The sequence below is a fragment of the Bacillus sp. iso_77 genome (assembly GCF_056173625.1).
This window is the reverse complement of the sequence record NZ_CM149683.1, coordinates 2,451,007-2,474,284: the sequence shown is the minus strand read 5'-3', so window position 1 is coordinate 2,474,284 and position 23,278 is coordinate 2,451,007. Positions and strand designations below refer to the sequence as shown.

The 23,278-nt window shown below is 42.2% G+C and carries 17 protein-coding genes, 1 pseudogene and 1 other annotated feature; of the genes and pseudogenes, 16 read left to right on the top strand and 2 right to left on the bottom strand.

What is annotated here, in order from left to right; all coding sequences use genetic code 11:
* The first annotated feature begins 72 nt into the window (after positions 1-72).
* From tig to yihA, 5 genes are all read left to right on the top strand, one after another.
* Positions 73-1,347: a trigger factor gene (tig, locus tag AC0VYC_RS12710; RefSeq protein ID WP_017358146.1), complete on the top strand. Its 1,275-nt coding sequence runs from the start codon at positions 73-75 to the stop codon at positions 1,345-1,347.
* A gap of 251 nt (positions 1,348-1,598) precedes the next feature.
* Entirely contained in the window at positions 1,599-2,864 is a 1,266-nt protein-coding gene (clpX, locus tag AC0VYC_RS12705) for an ATP-dependent protease ATP-binding subunit ClpX (protein ID WP_017358145.1), read from the top strand.
* Positions 2,865-3,003: 139 nt separating this feature from the next.
* Positions 3,004-4,665, top strand: a complete 1,662-nt coding sequence (lonB, locus tag AC0VYC_RS12700) for an ATP-dependent protease LonB (protein ID WP_007501566.1) — start codon at positions 3,004-3,006, stop codon at positions 4,663-4,665.
* Positions 4,666-4,836: 171 nt separating this feature from the next.
* Entirely contained in the window at positions 4,837-7,161 is a 2,325-nt protein-coding gene (gene lon, locus AC0VYC_RS12695; RefSeq protein ID WP_007501564.1) for an endopeptidase La, read from the top strand.
* Entirely contained in the window at positions 7,158-7,745 is a 588-nt protein-coding gene (gene yihA, locus AC0VYC_RS12690) for a ribosome biogenesis GTP-binding protein YihA/YsxC (protein WP_007501562.1), read from the top strand. The genes lon and yihA overlap by 4 nt, the downstream gene beginning before the upstream one ends.
* A 244-nt stretch (positions 7,746-7,989) precedes the next feature.
* Here yihA and AC0VYC_RS12685 read toward each other — a convergent pair whose 3' ends face one another.
* Complete coding sequence (locus AC0VYC_RS12685) at positions 7,990-8,475, bottom strand: hypothetical protein (protein WP_024718411.1); 486 nt, start codon at positions 8,473-8,475, stop codon at positions 7,990-7,992.
* Positions 8,476-8,715: 240 nt separating this feature from the next.
* Here AC0VYC_RS12685 and hemA point away from each other — a divergent pair, with 240 nt between their 5' ends.
* From hemA to ysxE, 8 genes and pseudogenes are all read left to right on the top strand, one after another.
* Complete coding sequence (hemA, locus tag AC0VYC_RS12680; RefSeq protein ID WP_024718410.1) at positions 8,716-10,083, top strand: glutamyl-tRNA reductase; 1,368 nt, start codon at positions 8,716-8,718, stop codon at positions 10,081-10,083.
* A gap of 7 nt (positions 10,084-10,090) precedes the next feature.
* Positions 10,091-10,921 carry a cytochrome c biogenesis protein gene (locus AC0VYC_RS12675; protein ID WP_007501558.1) on the top strand — a complete coding sequence of 277 codons (831 nt, stop codon included), beginning with the start codon at positions 10,091-10,093 and terminating at the stop codon, positions 10,919-10,921.
* 37 nt (positions 10,922-10,958) lie between these two features.
* Positions 10,959-11,894: a hydroxymethylbilane synthase gene (gene hemC / locus AC0VYC_RS12670; RefSeq protein WP_024718409.1), complete on the top strand. Its 936-nt coding sequence runs from the start codon at positions 10,959-10,961 to the stop codon at positions 11,892-11,894.
* Positions 11,891-12,682 (top strand): uroporphyrinogen-III synthase, encoded by a 792-nt coding sequence (locus tag AC0VYC_RS12665; RefSeq protein WP_008342826.1) that lies wholly within the window; start codon positions 11,891-11,893, stop codon positions 12,680-12,682. Before hemC ends, AC0VYC_RS12665 begins: the two co-directional genes overlap by 4 nt.
* Complete coding sequence (hemB, locus tag AC0VYC_RS12660) at positions 12,679-13,650, top strand: porphobilinogen synthase (protein WP_007501555.1); 972 nt, start codon at positions 12,679-12,681, stop codon at positions 13,648-13,650. The genes AC0VYC_RS12665 and hemB overlap by 4 nt, the downstream gene beginning before the upstream one ends.
* Before the next feature lie 27 nt (positions 13,651-13,677).
* On the top strand, positions 13,678-14,970 hold the full coding sequence (gene hemL, locus AC0VYC_RS12655) for a glutamate-1-semialdehyde 2,1-aminomutase (RefSeq protein WP_039167003.1): 1,293 nt from the start codon (positions 13,678-13,680) through the stop codon (positions 14,968-14,970).
* 331 nt (positions 14,971-15,301) lie between these two features.
* A pseudogene (locus AC0VYC_RS12650) lies at positions 15,302-15,781 on the top strand (LysM peptidoglycan-binding domain-containing protein); the annotation flags it as partial.
* Between the two features lie 805 nt (positions 15,782-16,586).
* Entirely contained in the window at positions 16,587-17,618 is a 1,032-nt protein-coding gene (ysxE, locus tag AC0VYC_RS12645; RefSeq protein WP_039167006.1) for a spore coat protein YsxE, read from the top strand.
* A gap of 79 nt (positions 17,619-17,697) precedes the next feature.
* Here the strand turns inward: ysxE and AC0VYC_RS12640 are convergent, their stop codons facing one another.
* Positions 17,698-17,886, bottom strand: a complete 189-nt coding sequence (locus AC0VYC_RS12640) for a hypothetical protein (RefSeq protein ID WP_003216497.1) — start codon at positions 17,884-17,886, stop codon at positions 17,698-17,700.
* Between the two features lie 169 nt (positions 17,887-18,055).
* Positions 18,056-18,285: a binding site (T-box leader), on the top strand.
* Positions 18,286-18,344: 59 nt separating this feature from the next.
* Between AC0VYC_RS12640 and AC0VYC_RS12635 the strand changes: the two genes are divergently transcribed.
* From AC0VYC_RS12635 to AC0VYC_RS12625, 3 genes are all read left to right on the top strand, one after another.
* Complete coding sequence (locus AC0VYC_RS12635) at positions 18,345-20,987, top strand: valine--tRNA ligase (RefSeq protein ID WP_024718405.1); 2,643 nt, start codon at positions 18,345-18,347, stop codon at positions 20,985-20,987.
* Positions 20,988-21,052: 65 nt separating this feature from the next.
* A complete protein-coding gene (locus AC0VYC_RS12630; protein WP_436853245.1) occupies positions 21,053-22,357 on the top strand; it encodes a bifunctional folylpolyglutamate synthase/dihydrofolate synthase in 1,305 nt (434 codons plus the stop codon).
* Positions 22,358-22,506: 149 nt separating this feature from the next.
* On the top strand, positions 22,507-23,238 hold the full coding sequence (locus AC0VYC_RS12625; RefSeq protein ID WP_429627372.1) for a prepilin peptidase: 732 nt from the start codon (positions 22,507-22,509) through the stop codon (positions 23,236-23,238).
* Positions 23,239-23,278: the final 40 nt, after the last annotated feature.

Here is a 23,278-nt window from a genome sequence, read left to right as displayed (position 1 = left end):
TGGACGAAGTCTTTATGATGCTTTAGAATGTAACAACGCACAATCTGAATAGATTTTTGGAGGGAAACACACATGTCAGTAAAATGGGAAAAACAAGAAGGTAACGAAGGTGTCTTAACAGTAGAAGTTGACGCTGAAACATTTAACAAAGCACTTGATGATGCATTTAAGAAAGTAGTTAAGCAAGTATCAATCCCTGGATTCCGTAAAGGGAAAGTACCACGTGGTCTTTTCGAGCAGCGTTTTGGAGTAGAATCTCTTTATCAAGATGCACTAGATATTCTTCTTCCAGTTGAATATCCGAAAGCAATCGACGAAGCTGGTATCGAGCCGGTTGATCGCCCTGAAATCGATGTTGAGAAAATCGAAAAAGGCGAAAGCTTAATCTTCACTGCAAAAGTAACAGTGAAGCCAGAAGTAAAACTTGGTGACTACAAAGGTCTTAACGTAGAAAAAGACGACACATCTGTATCTGATGAAGATGTCCAAGAAGAGTTAAAAGCTATGCAAAACCGTCAAGCTGAGCTTGTTGTCAAAGAAGAAGGCGCAATCGAAAACGGCGATACAGTTGTTCTAGATTTCGAAGGATTCGTTGATGGAGAAGCATTCGAAGGCGGAAAAGCTGAGAACTACTCTCTTGAAGTAGGTTCTGGTTCATTCATCCCTGGTTTCGAAGAGCAATTGGTTGGTCTTGAAGCAGGGGCAGAAAAAGACGTTGAAGTGACATTCCCAGAAGAATATCATGCTGAAGACCTTGCAGGTAAACCAGCTGTATTCAAAGTGAAAATTCATGAAATCAAAGCAAAAGAACTTCCAGCACTTGACGATGAGTTCGCTAAAGATGTTGATGAAGAAGTTGAAACGATTGCTGAATTAACTGAAAAAACGAAGAAACGTCTTGAAGAAGCAAAAGAAAACGAAGCAGAAGGCAAACTTCGTGAAGAGTTAGTAGCAAAAGCTTCTGAAAATGCGGAAGTTGACGTTCCTCAAGCGATGGTTGACACTGAGCTAGACCGCATGATGAAAGAATTCGAACAACGTCTTCAAATGCAAGGGATGAACCTTGAGCTTTACTTCCAGTTCTCTGGACAAGATGAAGATGCGCTAAAAGAGCAAATGAAAGAAGATGCTGCTAAACGCGTAAAATCTAATCTTACTCTTGAAGCAATTGCTGCTGCAGAAGACCTACAAGTGTCTGATGAAGAAGTGGAAGAAGAACTTTCAAAAATGGCTGAAGCATACAACATGCCAGTTGAAAATATCAAACAAGCGATCGGTTCTACTGAAGCAATGAAAGAAGATTTAAAAGTTCGTAAAGCAATTGATTTTCTTGTAGAAAACCGTTAATATGGTGCATAATAATAAAACAGGGCGCGAGTGACTCGTGCCTTGTTTTGTACAATTTTTGACTTATCATCGCTTCTTTTGGAAACGATAGTGTAAGTCGCATCTTTCTGTCATACATATCTCAATGTGCAGTGTTACAAACACATCATTACCGTCTTTTAGGAAAGTATGGTAAAATGCATACATACTGGACCCAGAAGGGTAGCTGACTGTTAGCTACAGGCAAGTGAAGAAGAATAAGGGGTGAAAGAATGTTTAAATTCAACGAGGAAAAAGGTCAATTAAAATGCTCGTTTTGCGGAAAAACGCAAGATCAAGTGCGTAAACTGGTCGCAGGACCTGGCGTATATATATGTGATGAATGTATCGAGCTTTGCACGGAAATAGTTGAAGAAGAGCTCGGTACTGAGGAAGAAGTTGAATTCAAGGATGTTCCGAAACCTCATGAAATCCGGGAAATTCTTGATGAATATGTCATCGGACAAGAGAATGCGAAGAAATCCTTAGCTGTAGCGGTTTATAACCATTACAAGCGGATTAATTCCAACAGTAAGATTGATGATGTTGAGCTTTCGAAAAGTAACATTTCTATGATTGGACCTACAGGAAGTGGTAAAACATTACTTGCTCAAACGCTTGCACGTATTTTAAATGTTCCATTTGCGATTGCAGATGCGACGTCTTTAACAGAAGCAGGTTACGTTGGGGAAGACGTAGAGAATATTTTACTAAAGCTGATTCAAGCAGCAGATTATGATGTAGAAAAAGCTGAAAAAGGCATTATCTACATCGATGAGATCGATAAAGTAGCAAGAAAATCAGAAAACCCTTCTATCACTCGTGATGTATCTGGGGAAGGTGTACAGCAAGCCCTTTTGAAAATTCTTGAAGGAACAGTCGCTAGTGTACCGCCTCAAGGTGGACGTAAGCATCCTCATCAAGAATTCATTCAAATTGATACAACAAATATCCTCTTCATTTGTGGTGGAGCCTTTGACGGCATTGAGCAAATCATCAAACGCCGCCTAGGTCAAAAAGTCATTGGATTCGGTGCGGAAAATAAAATTGAAGATCTTGAAAAAGAAGTCCTTCTATCAAAAGTTCTGCCAGAAGACTTACTTCGCTTCGGTTTAATCCCAGAATTCATCGGTCGTCTTCCGGTTATTGCAAGCCTAGAGCCGTTAGATGAAAAAGCACTTGTAGAAATCTTGACGAAGCCTAAAAATGCGCTCGTTAAGCAATATACAAAAATGCTTGAGCTTGATGATGTTGAGCTTGAGTTTGAAGAAGATGCTCTTAGCGAAATTGCGAAAAAAGCAATTGAGCGTAAAACAGGAGCTCGTGGTCTTCGCTCCATCATTGAAGGCATCATGCTTGATGTGATGTTTGATCTTCCATCTCGTGATGATATTGAGAAATGTGTCATTACTGGTGAAACGGTTGCTGATGGTGAGCCGCCACGTCTTGTCTTAAAAGACGGTACAGTCGTGAATAAAGATACAAAAACATCAGCATAAGCCCATTTGAATGACTCCTGAATCTTTTGATTCAGGAGTTTTTTATTTATCGTGGAAGTTGTGTTTATTCCGTCCAGCTCTAGGAAATACTAGCAGACAGAAACCAATACATAACGATAGATGAAGGAGGGAGCACCGATTGAGCTGGACAGGAATCGTATTATTCATACAACTGTTCTTTGGTATCGTCATCGGGTTGTACTTTTGGAACTTACTGAAAAATCAGCGCACACAAAAGGTGACGATCGATAAAGAATCGAAGAAAGAAATGGAAGCACTCAGAAAGATGCGATCCATTAAACTGAGTGAACCTTTATCAGAGAGAGTCCGGCCAAAGGGGTTTCAAGATATTGTAGGGCAGGAAGACGGTATACGTGCACTTAAAGCTGCCCTGTGTGGACCGAACCCGCAACATGTCATCGTCTACGGGCCGCCTGGTGTTGGAAAAACAGCTGCTGCCCGTCTAGTGATGGAAGAGGCGAAGCGCCACGCTGATTCACCATTTAAAAAAGATGCAGTATTTGTTGAGCTTGATGCCACAACGGCAAGATTTGATGAACGAGGCATCGCAGACCCCTTGATTGGTTCCGTACATGATCCCATTTATCAAGGAGCAGGGGCCATGGGACAGGCAGGCATTCCGCAGCCGAAACAAGGAGCCGTCACACATGCTCATGGCGGCGTTCTCTTTATCGATGAAATTGGAGAACTGCATCCGATTCAAATGAACAAAATGCTCAAAGTGCTAGAAGATCGAAAAGTGTTTTTAGATAGTGCTTATTACAGTGAAGAAAATACGCAAATCCCGAATCACATCCATGATATTTTTCAAAATGGGTTGCCCGCTGATTTTCGACTGATTGGCGCCACGACAAGAACACCGGACGAAATTCCGCCGGCTATTCGATCAAGATGTTTGGAGATTTTCTTCAAGGATTTGGATCAGCATGAGCTGAAAATTGTTGCAGCTAAAGCAGTCGAGAAAATACAGAAGGAATTAAGTGACGAAGGACTGAACCTGTTAACATCCTATGTGAAAAATGGACGTGAAGCGGTCAACATGGTACAGATCGCCGCAGGTATGGCTGTCACTGAAAACCGAAAAGATATTACGATCGCCGATGTAGAATGGGTCATTCATTCAAGCCAGCTGACACCAAGATATGAACAAAAAGTACCGGAAAAGCCAAAGGTAGGAGTAGTAAATGGTCTTGCCGTGTATGGACCGAACAGCGGGGCTCTGCTTGAAATTGAAGTGAACATTTGTAAAGCGCTTGAAAAAGGCAGTATCAATATTACTGGTATTGCGGAAGAAGAAAGCATCGGCAATCAGTCGAAATCGATCAGACGGAAAAGTATGGCGAAGGGCTCAGTTGAAAATGTCTTAACCGTGCTTCGAAACTTAGGCATACGAACAAATGAATATGATATCCACATTAATTTTCCGGCTGGTGCCCCGATTGATGGGCCGTCTGCTGGAATTGCGATGGCCACAGCCATTTTCTCAGCCATTCATCAAATTCCGATTGATCATTTAACGGCGATGACCGGTGAGATTGGATTACAAGGTCAGGTGAAGCCGATCGGCGGTGTCATACCAAAAATCAAGGCAGCCAAACAAGCGGGTGTCAAAACAGTGATCATCCCTTATGACAATCAGCAGTCGATCTTAAAAGAGATTGAAGGGGTTACGATTGTGCCTGTGAAGCATTTCCAAGAAGTGCTGGATCAGTGTTTGGTCAATCCGCCAGATGAGAAGAAAGATGGACTAGAAGAAGAAATGAAAAGGAAATCTGTTTAATCCCCATCTCATATGGGGATTTTTTAGTGAAATAGATCTTTTTTTCTTTTTCAAGATAAAAAGAAAGGGTATACTACGGTAAGATCATCATTTCTCAAGTCTTTTACATTGTACAAGACTGAAACAGGTATATTATAATGATTCATACTAGTGACGGAGGTGTCTATCAACATGGCAGATGAAATCAAAAAGAATGTTCCGCTCCTTCCATTGCGAGGCTTGCTTGTTTATCCAACAATGGTCTTGCATTTGGACGTTGGGCGCGAAAAGTCTGTTCAAGCATTAGAACAGGCCATGATGAACGATCATATGATTTTTCTAGCAACACAGCGGGAAATTTCAATAGATGAACCAGGTGAAGAGGAAATTTTCAAAGTCGGCACCTACACAAAAATTAAACAAATGCTGAAGCTGCCAAATGGAACGATCCGTGTGCTCGTCGAAGGCTTAAATCGAGCGCAGATCGAATCCTACATGGAGCTAGAAGACTATACGTCAGTCGATATTAAAGAGTTGACAGAAGAAGAATTAAAGGACGCAGAAGCAGAAGCACTCATGCGCACTTTGTTAGATCACTTTGATCAGTACATAAAAATTTCAAAAAAAATCTCAGCTGAAACATATGCAACGGTGACGGATATTGAAGAACCTGGAAGAATGGCGGATATCGTCGCTTCCCACCTTCCTTTGAAATTAAAAGACAAGCAAGAAGTGCTGGAAACAGTCGATGTCAAAAAACGATTGAATCGGGTCATCAGTCTCATTCACAATGAAAAAGAAGTGCTAGAGATTGAAAAGAAAATTGGCCAGCGTGTCAAACGTTCAATGGAGCGAACGCAAAAAGAATATTATTTGCGCGAACAAATGAAAGCTATTCAAAAAGAGCTTGGAGACAAAGAGGGAAAAACAGGCGAAGTCAGTACGCTTATGGCTAAAATTGAAGAGTCCGGCATGCCAGATTCCGTTCGTGAAACGGCTTTAAAAGAACTGAACCGTTATGAAAAAATCCCTTCAAGCTCTGCTGAGAGTTCTGTCATTCGCAATTATATTGATTGGCTGATCAATCTGCCGTGGGGCACTTATACAGAAGATCGTCTAGATTTAAAGCTTGCAAGCGAAATTTTAGATGACGAGCACCACGGGCTTGAAAAAGTAAAAGAGCGGGTACTCGAATATCTTGCTGTTCAGAAACTGACAAATTCATTAAAGGGACCGATTCTTTGCTTAGCAGGACCTCCTGGGGTAGGGAAGACGTCACTTGCTAAATCCATTGCCAAATCACTCGATCGAAAGTTTATCCGTATCTCTCTTGGCGGTGTACGTGATGAATCTGAGATCCGTGGTCATCGAAGAACTTATGTAGGTGCGATGCCTGGCCGTATCATTCGCGGGATGAGCAAGGCGGGCACGATGAATCCGGTCTTTCTTTTAGATGAAATTGATAAAATGTCTTCTGACTTTAGGGGAGATCCGTCTTCTGCGATGCTTGAAGTGTTAGATCCAGAGCAAAATCATAACTTTAGCGATCATTATATTGAAGAGACATTTGATTTATCTCAAGTCTTATTTATCGCAACTGCCAACAATTTAGCAACCATTCCAGGTCCACTTCGTGATAGAATGGAGATTATCACGATTGCAGGGTATACGGAAGTTGAAAAAGCAGAAATTGTGAAAGATCACCTTCTGCCGAAGCAGCTAAAGGAGCACGGATTAAAGAAAGGGAACTTGCAGCTTCGTGAAGCAGCGATTTACGATATGATTCGCTATTACACGAGAGAAGCAGGAGTCCGCGGGTTAGAGCGTCAGCTTGCGGCGATTTGCCGAAAAGCGGCAAGAGCAATTGTGGCTGAAGACCGCAAACGCATCACAGTGACGGAAAAGAACTTATCTGAATTCCTCGGAAAAAGACTTTACCGTTATGGTCAGGCGGAAACGACAGATCAGGTCGGCGTTGTCACAGGGCTTGCATATACCACAGTTGGCGGAGACACCTTGTCCATCGAGGTCTCACTCTCACCGGGTAAAGGTAAGCTTTTGCTAACAGGTAAGCTCGGTGATGTCATGAGAGAATCTGCGCAGGCGGCATTCAGTTATATTCGTTCAAAAGCAGATGAACTGAACATTGATCCTCAATTTAATGAAAAGCACGATATTCATATCCATGTTCCAGAGGGTGCAGTTCCAAAGGACGGGCCATCAGCTGGTATTACCATTGCGACGGCTCTTGTATCAGCACTCACAGGACGTCCTGTTTCAAAAGAGGTTGGCATGACAGGAGAAATTACGTTAAGAGGAAGAGTGCTTCCGATTGGCGGATTAAAAGAAAAAGCATTAGGCGCACATCGTGCAGGACTGAAAACGATTATTCTTCCAAAGGACAATGAGAAGGATATTGATGATATTCCTGAAAGTGTGAGAGAAGGATTAACTTTTATTCCGGTTTCACATTTAGATGAGGTGCTTGAGAAAGCGTTAGTAGGAGAGGGAAGATGAAAGTAACAAAATCAGATATCGTCATTAGTGCGGTGAAACCAGAGCAGTACCCGAGCGGGGGACTGCCTGAGATCGCACTTGCTGGACGGTCAAATGTTGGAAAGTCCTCGTTCATTAACTCATTGATTAATCGGAAAAATTTAGCGCGTACGTCTTCTAAACCAGGAAAGACCCAGACGCTTAATTTTTACATTATTAATGATATGCTCCATTTTGTGGACGTCCCAGGTTATGGCTTTGCAAAAGTATCAAAAACAGAGCGCGAAGCATGGGGGAGAATGATCGAAACGTATATTACAATGCGTGAAGAGTTAAAAGCAGTCGTCCAAATTGTGGATCTGCGTCATAAGCCATCCGCAGATGATGTGAACATGTATGAATTCCTTAAATATTATGGAGTTCCTGTGATCATTATTGCGACAAAGGCCGATAAAATTCCAAAAGGCAAATGGGAAAAACATGCGAAAGTCGTCAAACAGACACTCGACATCGACCCATCAGATGAATTAATCCTTTTCTCTTCTGAAACAAAAAAGGGAAAAGATGAAGCATGGAATGCGATCCTTGCGAAGATTAACAGTTAAAAGAAAGGCATCTGCACAAAGCAGATGCCTCAGCGTGAAGACAAACCCTCGCATTCGTTGTCAGTCCTGCGCGCTGGTGCTCACGAATGTCAAATTCGCTCCGCGCCAGTACTCGTCCTTCCTAGACTGCAAAGGTTTTCTATCACGCTGAAAAGAAGACAAATGGCTAAAATCAAGTTCATTTTAGCCATTTATCAACATTCTAAGGCATCTGCACATAGCAGATGCCTTTTTATTGTATAAGTTATTTCCTTTTTAAAAATAATAAGAGGAGACTGACGGCAATCAATACATATGGCCAGTACAATTCAAAACCGGAAGTAGGGATCGAAAGTGTGCTAAGTTGCTTTGTAATTTGTTGAAAGAAATAAAGGAATAGACCGAGTGCAATGAGAACAACACTTTCTATTCGATATTCCTTTTTCTGTGATGATTTCATCAAAAGCGCGAGGCCGACGATGAACACAATCATCGTAAATGTATCTGGCCAGTGTTCTAATTTCGGCTGAAGGATAAAGTGTAGCGCAAGGCCTGTCATGAGCATACCGATAAACACATGAGAGGTTTCCTGTTCCTTCTTTCCTTGATATAAGAAAGCAAGGCCAAAAAGCAGTACAAGTGTATACCATTTCTCCTGATCTTTCCAAATGTCAAATTGATCTCCTGAGAGAATGGCATATAGTGCTACAGCCAGCAAAGTGAGCGGCAGCAAAATAGATTTCTTCTTCAAAGATGTCACCTTCTTATAAGCAGATCATTTGTCCGCACGCGCCAAATCTGGTAAATTGCTTGAAGTGATGATATGGCATTCGATGTCGAACATTTTTCTACTATATCACAACATTTTTGAAATCTGTTCACAATTTTTATCCAGTTAAAAATGAATATATGTTATAATCATTATAAATAATAAATTCTATATTGTAATTATTATAAATTAGACAGGGCGTTGGGGGTGCAAGCTGAAGTTATGCATATTCTTGTTGTGGGTTTAGATTATAAAACAGCCCCTGTTGAGATACGGGAACAGCTGAGCTTTGAACCGAGCGAGCTCGGAACAGCGATGTCCAAGCTTAAAGAAGAAAAAAGCATTCTAGAGAATATCGTCATCTCAACATGTAATCGAACAGAGATCTACGCAGTTGTAGATCAGCTTCATACTGGTCGGTTTTATATAAAAAGATTTTTAGCAGATTGGTTCGGTTTAGAAAAAGAAGATGTCTCTCCATATTTGAAGTTTTATGAAAATGATGGAGCGGTTGAGCATTTATTCCGGGTTGCCTGTGGACTTGATTCTATGGTCATTGGTGAAACACAAATACTCGGTCAAGTGCGCTCAAGCTTTAAAGTCGCTCAAGAGGAGAAGACCATTGGTACCGTTTTCAATTATTTGTTTAAGCAGGCGGTAACAGTTGCGAAGCGCTCTCATGCGGAAACAGATATTGCGTCTAATGCTGTATCTGTCAGCTATGCGGCAGTGGAACTTGCCAAAAAAATCTTTGGACGTCTTTCTGATAAACATGTCCTTATTCTTGGTGCGGGTAAAATGGGCGAGCTGGCGGCTCAAAACCTTCAAGGTCAAGGGATTGGCCAGGTAACAGTCATCAATCGAACGTTTGAAAAGGCCAAAGAACTGGCCGGCCGCTTTTCAGGAGAGCCTAAGAGCTTGAATCAATTAGAAAAAACTTTATCTGAAGCGGATATTTTAATTAGCTCTACTGGGGCTAAACAATTTGTGATTACAAAAGAAATGGTCGAAAAAGCGAACAAACAGAGAAAAGGCAGACCTCTATTCATGGTGGATATTGCAGTACCACGTGATTTAGATCCAGCTATTTCTGAAGTAGAAGGTGCTTTTTTGTATGACATTGATGACCTTGAGGGCATTGTGGCAGCTAACCTGAAAGAGCGCCGTGCAGTAGCTGAAGAGGTGGAGCTTCTCATCGAAGCTGAAATTGTGGAATTTAAGCAATGGCTTAATACGCTCGGAGTGGTTCCTGTGATTTCTGCTTTAAGAGAAAAAGCACTCTCGATTCAAGCGGATACGATGCAAAGCATCGAACGAAAGCTTCCAAACCTCACAAATCGTGAAATGAAGCTGTTAAATAAACATACGAAAAGCATCATCAATCAAATGCTGAAAGATCCTATCTTAAAGGCCAAAGAAATTGCCGGGGAGCCGAATGCAGAGGAAAAACTTTTACTCTTTAAAGAAATCTTTGATTTACAGGTTGAAGATGAAGAGCAAAAGGCAGAGCCGATGCAGGTGGAGCAAGGGGCATTTCAGCTGTTTAAAACAAATATGGCACAAGGCCTTGCTACAGTTGCCAGTGAGTGATTAGGCGATGATGGAATCCATTGTAGCGAGACTAGGTGAAGCGACGACCTTGATCTATGCACTCAGTGTCTTGTTCTATTTCATAGATTTTCTTCAACACAACCGGAAGGCTGGAAAAATGGCTTTCTGGTTGCTTTCTATTGTCTGGCTGCTGCAAACAGTCTACATGTTTTATATTATGATGGAAACAGACCGATTCCCTGTGTTGAATGTAGCAGAGGGGTTATATTTTTATACGTGGGTGCTTGTGACATTGTCACTTGTTTTGACAAAAGTATTACGCGTTGAATTTATTGTCTTTTTTACAAATGTGATTGGTTTTTCCATGATGGCGATTCACACCTTTACACCATCCGATCTTCATTCTGCCGAACTGACGGGAAAGCTGACGAGTGAGCTGCTCGTCATTCATATTACGATGGCCATTTTATCATACGGCGCTTTTTCACTTTCATTTGCTTTTTCACTACTCTACCTATTTCAATATCGTTTGCTGAAAAAGAAAAAATGGGGAAAATGGCTTTTGAGAATTGAAGACTTATCAAAGCTTGATCATATGGCGTATGTCTTAAATATTATTGGCGTACCGATGCTCTTGCTTAGTTTAATTCTTGGCATTATATGGGCATATATTTCGTATGATACGTTGTACTGGACAGATGCAAAGGTGCTCGGTTCGTTTATTATGCTGTTTTTATACGGCTTTTACTTATACATTAGACTGGTGAGAAATATGCAGGGCAAAATCGTGGCGCGATGGAATGTCGCTTCATTTCTTGTGCTGATGATCAATTATTTTCTGCTTGGTAGCTTATCAACCTTTCATTGGTTTCAATAATGATGAGTCTTAAGGGCATTGTCGGGAGGAAGACGTAATGCGTACAATTAAAGTAGGTTCTAGACGAAGCAAACTTGCGATTACACAAACAAAATGGGTCATTCAAAAGTTGTCTGAACTAAACCCTTCTTATTCTTTTGAAATTAAAGAGATTGTGACAAAGGGTGATCAAATTTTAGATGTGACCTTATCAAAGGTTGGCGGAAAAGGTCTGTTTGTTAAAGAGATTGAACAGGCAATGCTGAACCATGACATTGACATGGCGGTACACAGCATGAAAGATATGCCGGCCTCTCTTCCGGAAGGTTTAGTCATCGGCTGTATTCCTGAGCGTGAAGATGTGCGGGATGCATTGATTTCAAAGGATCATCTCCGTCTTCATGAACTGCCAAAGGGAGCGGTTGTGGGAACGAGCAGCTTACGGCGCAGTGCCCAGCTTCTTCAGGAGAGACCAGATCTTGAGATTAAATGGATCCGTGGAAACATTGATACGAGACTTGAAAAACTGAAAAATGAAGAATATGATGCGATTATTCTAGCGGCTGCCGGATTGTCTAGAATGGGCTGGAGTCAAGAAGTCGTGTCGGAATTTTTATCTCCTGATACTTGCCTTCCTGCTGTAGGGCAGGGCGCATTGTCGATAGAATGCCGAGGAGATGACGAAGAGCTATTGCAGCTGTTAGCTCAATTCACAAATGAGTATACAAAGAAAACGGTCCTTGCTGAAAGAGCTTTCCTTCAACAAATGGATGGAAGCTGTCAAGTGCCGATCGCTGGTTACGCAACGATGAATGAGCGTGATGAAATTGAATTGACAGGTCTTGTGGCATCTGCGGATGGGCATACGATTATTCGAGAAACCGTAACAGGTACTGATCCTGAGGCAATCGGAACAGCATGTGCGAAGCAGATGGCTGATAAGGGAGCAAAGGATTTGATCGACAAGGTGAAAAAGGATCTGTCTTCCCAATGACGATAGCCAAATCGCTTTACGGACAGACGGTGCTTGTCACTCGAAATGAACGTCAAGCGGGTGCGTTTCAGCAGAAAATTGAAGCGCTGAACGGCCATGCTGTTTTAACCTCTCTTATCAGGTTTGAGCCAACGCTGACAAAAGAAAAAGCGAAGGCATTTTTAGAAGATTTAGAAGCAAGCCATTGGCTTGTGTTTACGAGTGTAAATGGTGCGTCTTTTTTTCTCAGTTATATAGAGAAGCATCAATTACATCAAAGCTTATCCCACTTGAAAGTGGCGGCCGTAGGTGAAAAAACATCTGCCTATCTGATGCAGCACGGCTTAAAAGTGGATGTGGTTCCAGAACGTTTTATAGCAGAAGAACTGGCAGATGCTTTAATTGAACATGTACACCCAGAAGAATGTGTCTTTGTAGCAAAAGGTCACCTGTCACGAGATGTGGTGAAGAATACCCTCGTTCCGCTTGGCATTGACGTAAAAGAGTGGATTATATATGAAACAGTGAAGGATGAGGACGGAATTATCGCACTCAAGTCGGCAATGATGGAGCAATCATTTGATTTTATTACATTTACAAGCTCCTCCACTGTTCATTCTTTTATGCACGCCATGGAGGCTGATATCGATAGATTAGCTGCATCAGACACATGTTTTGTGAGCATCGGTCCTCTTACACAAGAGGCACTGCTTCAATACGGGATTTCTTCTGAAACCCCAGATACTTATACGATAGACGGGATGCTTGATTTGATGTGCCGTTTATCTGAAAGGAAGTTGAACCAATGATGAAATTTAACAGACACCGCAGATTGCGTACAAGCGCAGGAATGAGAGAATTGGTGAGAGAAACATTTTTAAGACCCTCTGATTTCATTTATCCCATCTTTTTTGTAGAGGGAGAGAATGTCCGGAAAGAAGTCCCTTCAATGCCGGGTGTCTATCACATTTCAGTTGATCTTGTGAAAGAAGAAGTCCAAGAGCTTGTTGACCTTGGGATTAAATCTATCATTGTTTTTGGGGTACCAGACCATAAAGACCATGTAGGCAGTGAAGCTTATCACGATCATGGGATTGTTCAAAGAGCAACGCTTGAAATCAAAAAGCATTTCCCAGAGCTTGTGGTCATTGCTGATACTTGCTTATGCCAATATACAGATCACGGACATTGCGGAATCGTTGAAGATGGAGAAATTTTAAATGATGAATCTCTTCAGCTCTTAGCGAAAACCGCTGTCAGTCAGGCTCGTGCAGGTGCAGATATCATTGCTCCATCAAACATGATGGATGGCTTTGTTATCGCAATTCGTGAGGCGCTTGATGAGGCCGGCTTTGTTCATGTGCCTGTGATGTCATATGCTGTGAAATATGCAAGTGCTTTTTACGGTCCGTTTCGTGATGCGGCGCATAGCACACCGCAGTTTGGAGATCGTAAAACGTATCAAATGGACCCTGCAAACCGCTTAGAAGCACTGAGAGAAGCGCAGTCTGATGTAGAAGAAGGCGCTGACTTCCTGATCGTGAAGCCGTCACTCTCATACTTAGATATCATGCGTGATGTGAAAAATGAATTTACACTTCCTGTTGTTGCGTACAATGTGAGCGGAGAGTATGCAATGGTGAAAGCAGCAGCTCAAAATGGCTGGATTTCTGAAAAAGAGCTTGTTCTTGAAATGCTGACTAGCATGAAACGTGCAGGCGCAGAATTAATCATTACGTATCATGCAAAAGATGCAGCGAAATGGCTCTCAGAATAAAGAACGGATAGACAGGAGGACATTGAAATGGGACGTAGCTATGAAAAGTCAAAGCAAGCATTTAAAGAAGCGCAGCAGTTAATGCCGGGTGGTGTGAACAGCCCTGTGCGCGCATTTAAATCAGTCAATACAGACCCGATTTTTATGGAACGAGGAAAAGGCGCAAAAATATACGATATTGACGGAAATGAATATATTGATTATGTCTTATCGTGGGGACCGCTTATTTTAGGGCATACGAATGACCGTGTGGTTGAAAGCATTCAGCGAGTAGCTGAACATGGTACAAGCTTCGGTGCTTCTACTTTAGTTGAAAATGAATTAGCTAAGCTTGTATCAGAACGAGTTCCTTCTATTGAGGTCATTCGTATGGTCAGCTCTGGAACAGAGGCGACGATGAGTGCGCTTCGTCTAGCACGTGGTTTTACAGGCAGAAACAAAATTGTGAAATTTGAAGGCTGTTATCATGGCCACGGTGATTCTTTGCTCATTAAAGCTGGTTCGGGTGTGGCAACGCTTGGACTTCCGGATAGCCCTGGTGTCCCTGAAGGTACAGCAAGCAATACGATCACCGTTCCATACAATGATTTAGAAAGCATCAAAGTCGCTTTTCAAGAATTTGGAGACGACATTGCAGGTGTCATTGTAGAACCAGTTGCAGGAAATATGGGGGTTGTCCCTCCACAAGAAGGTTTCTTGCAAGGATTGAGAGACATCACTGAGCAATATGGCTCTTTACTCATTTTTGATGAGGTCATGACAGGCTTCCGTGTGGATTATCATTGTGCCCAAGGCTATTTTGGCATTACGCCTGATCTGACATGTCTTGGTAAAGTCATCGGAGGCGGCTTGCCAGTTGGTGCTTATGGCGGTAGAGCGGACATTATGAGACAAATTGCGCCAAGCGGCCCGATTTATCAAGCAGGAACGTTATCCGGTAACCCGCTTGCGATGACAGCAGGTCTTGAAACATTAAAACAGCTGACACCTGAGTCTTATGAAGAGTTTAGACGCAAAGGAGATCGTTTGGAAGAAGGCATTTCAAAAGCGGCGAAAGCACATGGGATTCCATTAACATTTAACCGTGCCGGTTCCATGATCGGATTCTTCTTTACAAACGAACAAGTCGTCAATTACGATACAGCGAAAACAGCTGACCTCGCTTTATTCGCTGAATTCTACAAGGAAATGGCTGATCACGGCATCTTCCTTCCACCTTCACAATTCGAAGGGCTGTTCCTCTCAACTGCTCATACGGATGAAGACATCGAGTATACAATTGAGACAGTTGAAAAGGTATTTCAAAAATTAGCTCAGTAACCAAAAGCCGATATGGAGACATATCGGCTTAGATCGTTGACAAAGGGTTAAAATGAACTTTATTTTAGCCCTTTGTCTTCTTTTCAGCGTGAAAGAAAACCTTTGCAGTCTAGGAAGGACGAGTACTGGAGCGGAGCGAATTTGACATTCGTGAGCACCAGCGCGCAGGACTGACACCGAATGCGAGGGTTTGTCTACACGCTGAGCCGATATGGAGACATATCGGCTTTTTGCTTTGCATAAAACCAATCATATTTTCACCGCCTTCTTCATACACCTGTATTGACATCTAATTTTATTTTGAAGGATTAGATGAAAGGAGGACACCGACTTGTCTCAAAACAATCGATTACAGTTTTCGGTAGAAGAGTCCATTTATTTCAAAAACGGACAGGAAGTCAGTGAGCTACTGTCAATTTCTCTCGATCCTGACATTCTCGTTCAAGAAGTGAATGATTATGTTTCCATTAGAGGTTCACTCGAGCTAACAGGAGAATACAACATAAATCAAGAGGAGCTAATGGGTGAATCCAGTTCCTATGCATCATACAGGCAGGCTGATGAGGTGAAGGTAAGAGAGGACGGAACGGCGGAGCTGCTGCATCAATTTCCGGTGGATATCACGATCCCAAAGAACAAAATTAGTCATTTAAATGATGTATTTGTGTTTATTGATGCATTTGATTACCAGCTGACAGAAAGTCGTTTGCTCACGATTCAGGCTGATTTGGCCATTGAAGGTCTGTTAGATGAAGGAACGCCTGAACCGCTTGTAGAAGGGCCATATGAATTTGTCCATCGTGCTGAAGAGGAATATGGCGATGTCACCTATGAATATCAGGCGCAGCCTGAATATGAAGAGCAAGAAATGCTCCCACGTGAAGAGCATGAAGAAAATGCAGAACAGCAGGCCGCTTTGCAACATGAAGCGCGAACTGAACAAGAAGAGGATGAAATAGACATCGAGACGGTGATGGTGGAAGAAGCAGAAGAAGAAGAGGAGGAATACGAGGAAGAAGAAGCCGTGGCGCTTGGGTATCGTTCCTTCCCAGAAGCTCAAGTACAAGAGTCGCCATTCTTTGACCCGCCTAAGCTGCTAGAAGAAGAGGAGCGGGATGATACGTTCTTTGAGGTGGAAGTGAGGAAAGACCCTGAAGCAGAGAGCAAGGAAGAAGAAGAGCCGCCAGTTTATCCAGCCTTTGAATCACCTGCTTATCAGATGGAACAGACGCAGGAAGAGCGGGATGACAGCTATCAGTTCGAACGATTATATGAACGTGAAGCACCAAAGGTGTATGAATCAGCTCAAGAAGCTGAGGAGTTTGAACATGACCAGAGAGAAGCGTCTGGCAGTGAGAATTCTCTTTATTTAACGAAGCTGTTCGCTAAGCAGGAGGAGGAAGATTTTTCTCGCATGAAAATATGTATAGTTCAGCAAGAAGATACGGTCGATCGTATTTGTGAGCGATATCAGTTGAATGTGCAGCAGCTCCTTCGAACGAATTCATTGTCGGTGGATGCAGAGCTTGAAGAAGGGCAGATTCTTTATATTCCTGAATATCAAAAAAGCAACGCATAGTATGAGATGATGGACCGAGAAAATGTGGTGAGAGAACGTGGATGAAATCCAATCTGTCCTATACGAATACGGGCTTGAGGCTGAATATATCGAACCTGTCAGTCCAGCTGTCGTTAGAGTGTATACAAAGCAGGGCGTATTTGCACTAAAGCGGGTAAAGCCCCATCGACACATGCAGTTTACAGAGCAAATGCTTGAACTAGAATCAAAAGGCTATCGCTCGTTTGTGCCGATTTATCGCACGAAGAGCGGTTCCTTTTTCTCTAATCATCGGGAAAGCCAGTACACGTATTATCTCATGCCATGGCTGACCAATGAAAAGAGAGAAGAGCAGGACGATAAACATGAATATTTATTTCAAGAGATTGCAAGACTTCATAAACGAACAGAAGTTATGATGGACATTAATGAGCAGGAAATAGAGGCTCACTACACCCAAATGAAAAGCAAATGGGAAACAGAGAAAGACATGTATGAACGATTTATCGAGCGGGCAGAACAAACATGGTATATGTCGCCATTTGAGCTGGCTGCTGCTATGTATTTTTCAGAAGCGATGTCTGCAAGTGAATTTGCACTTGAACGTTTAGAGGATTGGCATGAGGAAATGAAAGACCAAGAGACGACACGTATTGTGTTAAACCATGGGCAATTGTCAATCCATCACTTTTTGTACAATGATGTAGGTACAGGACATTTCACCAATTTTGAGCGGTCCAAAAAGGCTGCCCCCATTTATGACCTTTTGACTTTTTACTATCGCACATTCAAAACCTACCCTACTCCTTGTCCTGAATGCACATCTTTGTTTTATACGTATCAAAAGGGAAATAAACTTCGTGAGGAAGAGATTCATTTGTTCTTGAGCTACCTCGCTTATCCGCAAGGTTTGTTTGATACGGTGAAAGCCTATGAAGCAGGCGGACAGGATGAGATGGAAAGTTGTCAAGAGCTGTTAAGGGCGTATTGGCAAATGAAAAATTCTGAGCCGACCGTCATGAAAATACACGAAATTGAGCAGGCTAGACGCCTTGAAGAAGAACAAAATGCCTCGTCATCAGAAGAGTGACGAGGTTGTTTGCTGTTGCGCTATGAAATGTCTAACGAGGGACCTATACATAAGAGTGAGCCTGCAGCTTTCAGCTCTCTTAAAACCAATCAAGGTGAAAGGCACAGGCGAGAAATATAAGAATTCCTAAGATGAGGACGTCAAATGTTGTGGGAAAAATGATCGTGCGAAAGCCTTGAAATATGGCAATCGGGAGAACGACTTGGGAGGCAACTGCCCGAATTTGTCTAAGCCATGGGGGGAGTGTGTAAGGATTGATCTTTTTCAAAATAAAACGCCCTCCTTCTTTATTTTGTTATTATCATATGGGCAAAGAGGCAAAGGGTGCCTGCCCAATTTGTATAAAGAAGAAGAAAAGCGGAAAAGATGATTGACGAAAACAAAAGGCATTTAGTAATATTAATAAAAGATGAGTATAAGCTGATGAACGTGATATATCGTAAGCGTGGATCAGGAAGAGTACGAGCAAGCCCCTAAAGAGAGGGAAACCAATAGCTGAAAGGTTTTCTAGGATGCACTTGTTTGGAAGGTCGCCTGTGAGCTTAATTTCTTGAAACATGTAGTAGAGAAATTCGGGAGATCCCCGTTATCCTTTAGAGAGTACGGGACACGTCTAAGTGTTTCGTGAAAAAAGGTGGTACCGCGAAAAAGCTTTTTCGTCCTTTTATAAGGATGAAAAGGCTTTTTTTATGTTTCATCAGCCGAAAAAATGTGGAGGTAACACAAATGGGAACAAATAATCAAGAAATGCCAACAAAGTACGATCCAAATGCGATTGAAAAAGACCGCTATACGTACTGGCTTGAAGGGAAATTCTTCGAAGCACAAAATGACAAAACGAAAGATCCATATACAGTCGTCATTCCTCCACCAAACGTGACAGGAAAATTACACTTAGGGCATGCTTGGGATTCAACCCTTCAAGACATCGTGACTCGTATGAAACGGATGCAGGGCTATGATGTTTTATGGCTGCCAGGAATGGACCATGCGGGTATTGCAACACAAGCAAAGGTCGAGGCGAAGCTTCGCGAAGAAGGTGTGAGCCGCTATGATCTCGGACGTGAAAAATTTGTAGAAGAAACGTGGAAGTGGAAAGAAGAGTATGCCGATTTTATTCGCAGCCAGTGGGCGAAAATGGGTCTAGGTCTAGACTATTCGCGTGAGCGTTTTACATTAGATGAAGGCTTGAATAAAGCAGTCCGCCAAGTGTTTGTTCAATTGTATGAAAAAGGATTGATCTATCGCGGAGAATACATCATTAACTGGGACCCAGCAACAAAAACGGCCCTTTCTGATATTGAAGTCATCTACAAGGATGTGCAAGGTGCGTTTTATCACTTGAGATATCCGCTTGCAGATGGATCAGGTTCGATTGAAATTGCGACAACAAGACCTGAAACGATGCTTGGAGATACGGCAGTCGCTGTACATCCTGAAGATGAACGCTATCAGCATTTGATTGGGAAAACAGTTGTATTACCAATTACAGGCCGAGAGATTCCAATCGTTGGGGATGACTATGTCGATATGGAATTTGGATCAGGAGCTGTAAAAATAACGCCGGCTCATGACCCGAATGACTTCGAGCTTGGAAACCGTCATAACCTAGAGCGCATTCTTGTGATGAATGAAGATGGCACAATGAATGGAAATGCGCTTCAATACAAAGGAATGGACCGCTTCGAATGTCGTAAACAGCTTGTGAAAGATCTTCAAGAAGAAGGCATTTTGTTCAAAATTGAGGACCACATGCATTCAGTTGGTCACAGTGAGCGCAGTGGAGCTGTAGTGGAGCCATATTTATCAACACAATGGTTTGTGAAAATGCAGCCGCTCGCAGATGAAGCCATCAATCTGCAAAAAGGTGATGAGCAAGTTCAATTTGTTCCAGACCGATTTGAAAAGACGTATTTACACTGGATGGAAAATATCCGTGACTGGTGTATTTCTCGTCAACTATGGTGGGGACATCGCATCCCGGCTTGGTATCATAAAGAAACGAAGGAAGTATACGTGGGACTTGATGCGCCAGAAGATATTGAAAACTGGGAGCAAGATAACGATGTACTTGATACATGGTTTAGTTCAGCGCTTTGGCCTTTCTCTACAATGGGCTGGCCAGATGCAGACAGTGAAGACTTCAAGCGCTACTACCCAACCAATCTGCTTGTAACAGGCTATGACATCATCTTCTTCTGGGTATCTCGTATGATCTTCCAAGGTCTTGAATTCACAGGAGAAAAACCATTTAAAGATGTCCTCATTCATGGTCTTATCCGCGATGAACAAGGGCGTAAAATGAGTAAGTCACTTGGCAACGGAATTGATCCAATGGAGGTTATCGACAAGTACGGAGCAGATTCATTGAGATATTTCTTAGCGACTGGAAGCTCTCCAGGTCAAGATTTACGTTTTAGCTTTGAAAAGGTTGAATCCACTTGGAACTTTGCGAACAAAATTTGGAACGCATCCCGTTTTGCTCTCATGAATATGGATGGTTTAACGTACGATGAGCTTGATTTGACAGGAGAAAAATCAGTTGCTGATCAATGGATTTTGACACGCTTAAATGAAACAATTGAAAGTGTCACACAGCTTGCTGACAAGTATGAATTCGGTGAAGTAGGCAGACATTTATACAACTTCATTTGGGATGATTTCTGTGATTGGTACATTGAAATGGCGAAACTTCCGCTTTATGGAGAAGATGAAGCAGCGAAGAAAACGACTCGTTCGATCCTTGCGTATGTATTAGATCAAACGATGAGACTTCTACATCCGTTTATGCCGTTCTTAACAGAAGAAATCTGGCAGCATCTACCTCATGAAGGTGAGTCCATTACTGTAGCGGCATGGCCTGAAGTGAAGCCGGAGCTTTCCAACGAACAAGCTTCTGCTGATATGAAACTGCTTGTTGAACTGATTCGTTCTGTTCGTAACATTCGCAGTGAAGTGAACACGCCAATGAGCAAACAAGTTGAGCTTTACATTAAAGCATCTACGTCTGATGTTCAGGAACGTTTAGAGAAAAATCGTTCATATATTGAGCGCTTCACGAACCCAAGTGTTCTTGAAATTGGCACAGATGTCCCAGCTAGTGATAAAGCGATGACGGCTGTTATTTCTGGAGCAGAACTCATTCTGCCGCTTGAAGGCTTAATCAACTTAGATGAAGAAATTGCCCGTCTGCAAAAAGAGCTTGATAAACTGACAAAAGAAGTGGAACGAGTTCAGAAAAAGCTTGGCAATGAAGGCTTTATGAAAAAAGCGCCTGAAAGTGTCGTAGAAGAAGAGCGTGCGAAAGAACGTGATTATGTCGCAAAACGCGAAGCTGTTCAAAAGCGTATTGAAGAGCTGAAAGCATAAGAGTGAAAAGACGGCTCCTAATGAATTGGAGTCGTCTTTTTTGAAAATTTCGTATGAAATGAGAGATGACATTGTTTACAACCTATCATGAAGCCATTGAATGGATTCATAGCAGACTCGCTTTCGGTGTCAAACCGGGACTTGAACGAATGAAATGGCTGATGGACAGACTAGACCATCCTGAACAAAAAATAAAAGCGGTGCATGTAGCTGGAACAAATGGAAAAGGATCAACGATTGCATTTACGCGATCCATTTTACAGTCAGCGGGCTATTCAGTTGGAACCTTCACCTCGCCATTTATTTTAACGTTCAATGAACGAATTAGTGTTAATGGGGAGCCGATTTTGGACGAAGAGTGGCTGAGTTTGGTGAACGAAATCAAGCCTTTAGTTGATGAATTAGATGATACAGAGCTTGGTGTAGCAACAGAGTTTGAGATCATTACAGCATGTGCGTTTGCTTATTTTGCCCATGTGCACCAAGTAGACTTTGTCCTCTTGGAAACAGGACTTGGCGGAAGACTTGATTCTACAAATGTGACAGCGCCCATCTTAACAGCAATTACGTCGATTGGTCACGATCATATGGCCATTTTAGGCGACACACTTGATCAGATTGCAGCAGAAAAAGCTGGCATTATTAAAACTGGGATTCCGATGATCACGGCCGTTCATCAAGCGGAAGCTCTTACTGTGATTCAACACAAAGCCGAAGAAAAGAATGCGCCGTTTATCTCGTTACATGATACTTGTACCTTTAAGGACCAGCAGCCGACGGAAACAGGTGAACGCTTCACATTCACTACCCCAAAAAGGGAGTACTCGCAGCTAGAGACAGGGTTAATCGGAACGCATCAAATGCAGAACGCCTCCCTTGCCGTTCTACTGATCGAATGGCTTGAGCAAGAAGGATATATCCATGTGCTAAATGAGCAAGTGTATGAAGGAATTCGGCAAGCAGTGTGGGCTGGAAGATTTGAAAAGATCCAAGATCAGCCTCTTGTTTATTTAGATGGTGCTCATAACGAAGAAGGAATGGACCGTTTAATCGAAACTGTACAAGCTCATTTTTCTAGTAAACAGGTTCATGTATGTTTTAGTGCGTTAAAAGATAAACCTTACAAACAAATGATCGAAAAGCTTGAAAGGATTAGTTCATCGATTCATTTTGTTTCCTTTGACTTTCCAAGAGCTGAATCAGCGGAAAAGCTTTATGCTTGCAGTCATTTAGAAGCAAAATCGTTTGATGAAGACCCTTGTGCAGTGCTTGACTTCATTCAGAAGAAAAGAGATGACCCTTCAGCAATGATTCTGGTGACAGGTTCCCTTTATTTTATCTCAGATGTACGAAGTCGTATTTTACAGTAAGGAAAAGACGCACATTGCTTCTATGCAATGTGCGTCTTTTTTCTTTTGATATGTAGAAGAGGGGGAAAATCACTTTTTCGCAAGGTGATCAAAGGTGAATCGCTATGGTACAATCCGGTCTATTCTATTTCCGGAAGGAGTCACCTAATTTGATTGATTTTTTTATGTTTTTCACAGGCATGGTCATGGGGTCATTTTTTCATCTTGTTGGTGAGAGGCTTCCAATGAAGCGGTCTATTCTTTTTCCTCGTTCACACTGCGGAGCTTGTAAAGAGCCGCTTTCTTTTCACGACATGCTCCCGCTTTTTTCTTATATTGTATTGAAAGGGTCATGTAAGCATTGTAGAACCCGGCTCTCTTTGCTTTATCCAATGGTTGAGTTGTTGACAGGCGGCCTTTTTTTACTCGTTTATAGACATGCTGGTTTCTTTTTTGAGGGCCTTTTTCTTGTGAGTCTATGTAGTTTATTCGTGATTGCTGTCGTGAGCGATCTTTTTTATATGAGAGTACCCAACGAGCTCTTTCTCTTCTTTTTTCCTCTTTTCGTCATATACCGCACGCTAGAACCGCTTTTTATTTGGTGGGAAGGAGCGGCATCTCTTCTTATTTGTCTTCTTTTGTTTTATAGTTTAGAACATTTCAAGCCAAATAGTATGGGGGGAGCGGATGTCAAACTATTTGGTGTGCTTGCATTTTGCTTCGGATTTAAGCCGTTTCTGATCATTCTTTTTCTTTCGTCTGTCACGGGAATGGTTTACGCAAAGGTGTTTTCTTACAAGGCAAATGAACCCTTTCCTTTTGTTCCTGCCATCGCTTGTTCTTTCTGGTTTTATCTTTTTTGTGGTGATCTGTTAAACCCAATTCGCGATTTTTTCGGATGAGAAAATTGGCGAACACTTTTTGAACCTGCCGACAAAAGTC

What these genes read in the sequence shown, in the direction of transcription:
- tig (WP_017358146.1), top strand. Translation starts at nt 73, where the DNA reads ATGTCAGTAAAATGGGAAAAACAAGAAGGTAACGAAGGTGTCTTAACA.
- clpX (WP_017358145.1), top strand. Translation starts at nt 1,599, where the DNA reads ATGTTTAAATTCAACGAGGAAAAAGGTCAATTAAAATGCTCGTTTTGC.
- lon (WP_007501564.1), top strand. Translation starts at nt 4,837, where the DNA reads ATGGCAGATGAAATCAAAAAGAATGTTCCGCTCCTTCCATTGCGAGGC.
- yihA (WP_007501562.1), top strand. Translation starts at nt 7,158, where the DNA reads ATGAAAGTAACAAAATCAGATATCGTCATTAGTGCGGTGAAACCAGAG.
- hemA (WP_024718410.1), top strand. Translation starts at nt 8,716, where the DNA reads ATGCATATTCTTGTTGTGGGTTTAGATTATAAAACAGCCCCTGTTGAG.
- AC0VYC_RS12675 (WP_007501558.1), top strand. Translation starts at nt 10,091, where the DNA reads ATGATGGAATCCATTGTAGCGAGACTAGGTGAAGCGACGACCTTGATC.
- hemC (WP_024718409.1), top strand. Translation starts at nt 10,959, where the DNA reads ATGCGTACAATTAAAGTAGGTTCTAGACGAAGCAAACTTGCGATTACA.
- AC0VYC_RS12665 (WP_008342826.1), top strand. Translation starts at nt 11,891, where the DNA reads ATGACGATAGCCAAATCGCTTTACGGACAGACGGTGCTTGTCACTCGA.
- hemB (WP_007501555.1), top strand. Translation starts at nt 12,679, where the DNA reads ATGATGAAATTTAACAGACACCGCAGATTGCGTACAAGCGCAGGAATG.
- hemL (WP_039167003.1), top strand. Translation starts at nt 13,678, where the DNA reads ATGGGACGTAGCTATGAAAAGTCAAAGCAAGCATTTAAAGAAGCGCAG.
- AC0VYC_RS12635 (WP_024718405.1), top strand. Translation starts at nt 18,345, where the DNA reads ATGGGAACAAATAATCAAGAAATGCCAACAAAGTACGATCCAAATGCG.
- AC0VYC_RS12630 (WP_436853245.1), top strand. Translation starts at nt 21,053, where the DNA reads ATGACATTGTTTACAACCTATCATGAAGCCATTGAATGGATTCATAGC.